Source organism: Bartonella sp. AC10YNML (assembly GCF_042196825.1).
In the GTDB taxonomy this organism is placed as follows: domain Bacteria; phylum Pseudomonadota; class Alphaproteobacteria; order Rhizobiales; family Rhizobiaceae; genus Bartonella.
Genome location: NZ_JBHIRA010000030.1, coordinates 1 through 5,790, shown reverse-complemented (window position 1 = coordinate 5,790; position 5,790 = coordinate 1). Strand labels below are relative to the sequence as shown.

Annotated in this window: 5 protein-coding genes; 4 read left to right on the top strand and 1 reads right to left on the bottom strand. The window is 37.8% G+C overall.

Translation table 11 applies throughout. From position 1 onward, the window contains the following. The first annotated feature begins 88 nt into the window (after positions 1-88). The 4 genes from ACFINA_RS09080 to ACFINA_RS09065 all read left to right on the top strand — a co-directional run bounded on the left by ACFINA_RS09080 (position 89) and on the right by ACFINA_RS09065 (position 4,110). The gene (locus ACFINA_RS09080) at positions 89-220 is read left to right on the top strand and encodes a hypothetical protein (RefSeq protein WP_375614463.1); all 132 of its coding nucleotides are present in this window, start codon (positions 89-91) and stop codon (positions 218-220) included. A gap of 123 nt (positions 221-343) precedes the next feature. Further along, positions 344-901, top strand: a complete 558-nt coding sequence (locus ACFINA_RS09075) for a hypothetical protein (RefSeq protein ID WP_375615462.1) — start codon at positions 344-346, stop codon at positions 899-901. 1,651 nt (positions 902-2,552) lie between these two features. Then, entirely contained in the window at positions 2,553-2,927 is a 375-nt protein-coding gene (locus ACFINA_RS09070; protein WP_375607075.1) for a hypothetical protein, read from the top strand. Positions 2,928-2,940: 13 nt separating this feature from the next. After that, positions 2,941-4,110: a DUF6990 domain-containing protein gene (locus ACFINA_RS09065; RefSeq protein ID WP_375615461.1), complete on the top strand. Its 1,170-nt coding sequence runs from the start codon at positions 2,941-2,943 to the stop codon at positions 4,108-4,110. Positions 4,111-4,998: 888 nt separating this feature from the next. On the opposite strand, the gene ACFINA_RS09060 is transcribed toward ACFINA_RS09065, so the two are convergent. Beyond that, positions 4,999-5,322: a hypothetical protein gene (locus ACFINA_RS09060; RefSeq protein WP_375615460.1), complete on the bottom strand. Its 324-nt coding sequence runs from the start codon at positions 5,320-5,322 to the stop codon at positions 4,999-5,001. Positions 5,323-5,790 lie beyond the last annotated feature (468 nt).

Here is a 5,790-nt window from a genome sequence, read left to right as displayed (position 1 = left end):
CCGCAGGGGGCGTATATGAATGGTGCCGGATTACATTTTTTATTGAAACAATAGGGGTGATAGAGTTTATAGTAAGGAGAATATATTCATGGGGGCGCTATTGTTATCCCATTTCATGGGGGCTGTTCATGAAATGGGGGTGATGCGTGTTGGTTTGCAAGTGTTGAGAGATGTTTCTTTAAAACAAGCACGTGAATTGGCAAAAGTATTGGCAACATAAATATGCAATACGAGTGTTCTCTGAGGTATTCTGTTTTACCATAATGGATGCAATTGTGCTTGAGAGGTTATTCGTGTCCTTATAAAAGTTAGGGACAAACAGTTGCATAAAAGGGAAGAGCAAATGAAGGGGGAAAATTACACATTTTATAACAAACGGTGCTCTCTTGTTTTTGGAAAATCATTTTGTTCTTATAAAGATCATATTATTATTTGTCTTATTTCTATCCTTATTGGGATAGGTTATAAAGCTCTTTTGATCCCATTAGAATCCAAGTGGTCGTTGAGTGTATCGCAGGATAGCACTCTTTTGTCGCTCTTTGTGATGCGTGAAGTCATCATGGTTGTTGTTGTTGCCTTGATGCCTGTTTTATTGGTGCTTTATCTCATCTTAACGTATTTGTTAAAAAAAATGATTCAGCAGTTAGAAGAGGCTATCCAGCAACGGGGTCACACAACCGATCAACAAAATAATCCGGTAAAAAACAATAGAGAAAGAATAAGCAGTTTTTTTATCGTATATTTTTGGTTGATATTTCTGCTAAACGTCTTTTTTCCTGCGGGTGTTGTCATGCTCATTTTAGAATTTTATTATTTTGTTTTCAAGCGCGTGAGAACGTATTGTAGAGTGAAACGGGAATTAAAACGCATAGGAAAAGAGAGTGACAAGGCGCTTGCGTAGCTATTGTGAGGGGGGAGAGGCACTGTTTGGAAGCTTGTGACACAAGAAAGAGGGGATGGTTGGAAAATCATCAGGTAAAGAGGATAAAGAAGCCTATCAGGTTTGTAATGAGGAAGATGCTCTTAATCATTTGGAAGAGCAACCGCGCTTTTAGAAAGTTGGGGGTTTTTATTGAAAATAAGGGAAGCCCATGCATTGTACTTTTCGTGGTTCTTAAAAGAGCGGGCATGAGATAAAGAAATGCGTTTTTCATAAAAAGGAAGAGCAATGAAGGGGAAAAATTCAGCATTTTATAATGGACTGCGCCATTTTTTCGAAAAAAGTGTTTTTTCTGTGGGAGAGCATGTTGTCATTTGTTTTCTCTCACTCATTATTGAGCTATGGAATAGGATTTTCTTTCTTGAACTGTGGAACAGGATTCTCTCTCTCTCATCCTTGGATAGCAAAGAGTACAGCATTTTCTCTCTTGAGTTGTGGAACAGGATTTTCTTTCTCTCATCTTTGGGTAGCCAAGAGAACTTGACAGGGTGGCAGGATACACCCCTTTTTCTCTCTCTGTGTACGTTTTGGCAAATTATTACAATGTGTGTTTGGGTCTTGTTTCCAGTTTTGTACATACTCTTCATAACATTGTGGCTTTTGTTGGTAAAAAATATTCAAAAATTGAAAGAAATAGATTAGCAACGGGGTAAAATAACCTATCAAAAGGATCGGTATAAAAAAGGCGATAGAGAAAAAAGGAGTGATATTTTTATCAGGATATTTGTTCTCGTGCTTATGTTCGTGACATTGGGGGTTGCTTTTATTCCCATGATGATTTTGGAACTTTATTATGGTGTCTTTAAGCAGGCGAAAATGTATCGCTGTTTAAGAAAAGAACTGAAAAACGTCTTGAAAGAACAGGATACAGCGTTTGAGAAGTCGTGAGAGGGGGAAAAATAATGAAGAAATTATGAGAGATTCAGCCTTTATAGGGATTGCTCTCTATACCATTATTTACAGGGATTGCTCTCTATACCATTTTGCCTCTGAGATGTTTTGGTGCTCTTTATGGGTTGTCCATAAACATTGCTCTAAGGGGCAGTGTTGAGGATGGCATTGAGTGGAAGAAAAGCCGATTATGGATCAGTGTTGATTAAAGGGAATAAGAGCCCGTGGGGTTTAGAGCCTAGAGTGAGCGCTTGAGACTTACTTTATCGTTTGAGTCCTGAGGAAGGAACGGTTTTGCTCGTAGGCGCCGCGCGGTATATGGGTTGTTTTCGTATTTTTAGGAGCTTTGTTCATTCAAGCTTTGAAATGAATCCTATTGAAGTGGGGATGCAGGGTCATTTTCTTGAAAATAGGAGAATTTTTAGGAAGAAAAAGCTGAATTGTGACTATTGTTTATAGATTGGTACGGTTTGAAAATCTTCACTGTTTGAGATGTGAGGAAGGCAAGAGGGGCCAAGGCAGCAGGAATATTATAATTTTTATTATGACGTAAGCCATAACGGCCTGTGTACTTTTCTTTATTCCGGTGGTATTTGGGTTTTGCATCATCAAAATGCGTAAATTGGAAAAAAAGATCCAGAAACGAGAAGAGGCAATCTCTGTGTGAGACAAAATAAGCTCTCTGTCACACGGGGCTTTTCAAAGAGTGAGAGGGGAATACATGAAGGAGCAAAATTGGACATCAGAGCAAGAAAAGCATAAAGGAGTGCATTCTTTTTCGCTTCAGCAAGTGTTGCTCTCAGCAAAGGATTATAAAGTTATTTTTGCTATTGCTGTTGTCTTTGTCATCTGGAGAATGGTTCTAGGAATACCAGGTGTATTAAATTGGCAGCTGACAGGGTGGCAATATGTTGTGCATGCCGTTCTCCTTAAAACAACGGACATTATAATGGTCTGTGTCATTATTTTTATTCCGGTTATGTTACGGCTTCGCACCAAAGTGACGGGTGAGTTGTACAAAAATATTCAGAAACTAGACGAAGCGCTCTCTGAGCGAGAGCAAATAAGCTCTCTGTCGCACGGGTTGTGTAAATAGTGAGGGGGGAAAAATGAACAGTGATCCTATAGCTGTACTTCTATTAGATCCCGAGTTCTGGGTATTTATTGTTATTTGCATGATCATTATCATGCTTGTTTTAGCTCTTTATACCTCTGTCTTTAAACGGATGAAAATGAATTTCCAAGTGAAAGGCGCGTTGGAACGCGTGCTTAAAGAAAATGATCTTGCAATGCAGCAGTTTTGGAAAGATGAAGCCGTGCTGCAGAAGAGGCGTTTGCAACTAAAGGAAAAGGAAAAAGAACCCTTTGTCGGTTATGATGATGATGAAATTCTCACGATAGAAAGTGCAACAGCGCTTTTAAAAAGCTTGGGGTGGTCTGTGGACATCGAGGGAAAAGGAGATTATTTGGCAACCCTCTTTTTACCAGATCGCGAAGTGCAGTTTCTTTATAACGAAAAACACGTGGAAGAATTTTCCCCGTTTGATCGCGGGCTTTTAATTATGAGCGGTGTTTTTGCGGCTGCTTGTCAGACGATTAATCCTCATAATTCTGGGGTTTTGCCAACGGTATTTATGAATTTTGTGCCCAATGGATTGGAAATTTTTGAAGAAAAAGTGAGTGCCGCGTGTTTAAAAAAAGCGCTTGAAAAAACTTTAAAATGGACAATGGAAGATGATTCTTTGCATGAAACTTTTCGCTCTCAATATCGTCTTCCTCCTTGGGAAAAAGACTCTTTATCTTGGACACCGGATGATGACATAGAGCTCGCACCTTATGCTTTGCTGCATCTTGCTGCTCTTGCTTTGCTGGGCGATGTGGAGACTTTAGCTTCTTATGACGAAAGTTTTACGGCAGGGGAGAAGCTTGGCTTTGATGAAACCATTGAAAAAGTTCATTTGGAACGCGCGATGGTGATCGCTCAAGAAGTGGAAAGGGAAGGAAAGTTCAGTTACGATCTGCTGGAACGGGTTGCTGAGAAGTTGTCCATAGCCATGGACTATCAGCTTTTTAGAGATAGAAACCTTAATTTGTGTAATCAAAAACGAGATTTTCATAAAAAATTAGTTGAGGAGAAAAAACAAGAATTAAGAGAACAAGGATTTGAAGGGGTGAGTGATGAACAGTTCGTGTTTGAAGCAGAGGGGGTAAAACATGCTCCTGATATTACTTATATTAAAGATGGTAAAATCGCATTTATGGATATAAAAATTGATTAGTGTTGTACTCTCCTGTTGAAGAAAAGCACTCTTATTTAAAAGATGTGAAAGCGCTATGATTGAGACGCTTTCACACCTTTCTTACCAGAGCAAAATAAAGTGTTCGAAAAATCGAGAATAATAGCCAAGATTTTAAAAAATAGACTGAAAATGGCTTGATCCTCAAGAATAGGGGAGAAAAATCAATTATAAATTCGCTCTCTTCTTTAAGACGGTTCTGTTGTTTTGTTAGAAAATGCTCATAAATTAGCGCTTGAATAAGCGCTATGAGGGAAAGCTTCATTGACTCAAGGGGCGCTACGGGGGAGCTATAAAAGAGGGTAGAGCCTAAAAGAGGGTAGAGCCTTTGTCATTTGAGATGAGAGGAAGGCAAAAATGCCATTTTTGAGCAGTGTTAAGCTCTTTTGCCTTTGAGGTGTTTTTTGTCTTTTTAAGAAGTCCTTGCCAATGAAGCAGCGCTTGTTAAGCTTCAACAGTGTTTCAGTATGGTGATATTGATGTAAAAATTTATGGTATTTTTGTGTTTTTAAGTCTGTTTCATGGAGATCTGGAAGCCAATTCGATGACGTAGGGGATGCATGGTCATTTTCTTGAAAACAGAAGAATTTTTGGGAAAAACAAGAAGATTGCGGACCCTTATTAACTAAAGCGCTATGGGAGGGAAGCTAGGGGGTAGAGCCTTTGTCATTTGAGATGTGAGACAAGTAAAAATGGCATTTTTGAAGGCGATGATATTTGGCCAATAAAAATAAAAACACAATAAAAATTAAACTAAAACAAAGGAAAAATTAAACTAAAAAAGGCCCCATTTTATAAAGGGCCTTTTTATTTAAATTTTTACAATATACACAAAATGTATATAACCTTACTTTAAGAACTTTTTGTATCTTATATTTTATTAGCAACAAGTTGTAAGAAATATATAATAAGTGATCCTAAAAAACCAGCTATTGCATTCAATAAATTTTCTGCTTTATCGTATATATCGTTGATGGATGCTTGTTCTGATGCGCTTCTATTACTGACTCTCAGTATATTCAATGTATCCGATGTGTCCCTTACTTGTTTAACAAACTGTAAAGTTGTTTTCTCAATAGTATAAGGAGCAACAATAGGAGAGGGTTGTTTATTGACTATACGATCAGATTTTTGAATCGCGAGAGCTAAACCACTTGTAATAGCCCCAGCTATGAAAAAATATCTGATATTCATAGTTTTTCTCCTATATTTATTTCTATAAATAAATATCGATACGTATCATATATAAATTCGATTTAAATAACTATAGTAAAAATACAACAATCACAAAAAAGAATAAACTTTGTCTAGAAATTGACAAAATTTACCCTTAATTGCCTTAATGAATTCTTTCAGATTCGACTTTATGAAGGCGTAAAAAAGTTTGAAAGCTCTGTAGAGAAGTGGAATCCCATAAGGTGGGTGATACAATAGTTGCTAGCAAACTTCTTTTTGTATCTTTGATCAAGGATTCATAAAAATGAGGGTTCATAAAAATGATATGCGATGAAAGTTGAGTAAACCCCTTGAGGGGAAGGATGCACTCTTTTTGAGGGCTGGAGTGCATCCTCATAGATTGGATACTTGCCTCATGAGGGTTTGGCGGTATCCCTTGAGGGGAAGGATGCACTCTTTTTGAAGGCTAGAGTGCATCCTCTATAG

Bases quoted from the DNA above. Each gene is read 5' to 3' on its own strand.
- ACFINA_RS09080 (WP_375614463.1), top strand. From the start codon at position 89: ATGGGGGCGCTATTGTTATCCCATTTCATGGGGGCTGTTCATGAAATG.
- ACFINA_RS09075 (WP_375615462.1), top strand. From the start codon at position 344: ATGAAGGGGGAAAATTACACATTTTATAACAAACGGTGCTCTCTTGTT.
- ACFINA_RS09070 (WP_375607075.1), top strand. From the start codon at position 2,553: ATGAAGGAGCAAAATTGGACATCAGAGCAAGAAAAGCATAAAGGAGTG.
- ACFINA_RS09065 (WP_375615461.1), top strand. From the start codon at position 2,941: ATGAACAGTGATCCTATAGCTGTACTTCTATTAGATCCCGAGTTCTGG.
- ACFINA_RS09060 (WP_375615460.1), bottom strand. From the start codon at position 5,322: ATGAATATCAGATATTTTTTCATAGCTGGGGCTATTACAAGTGGTTTA.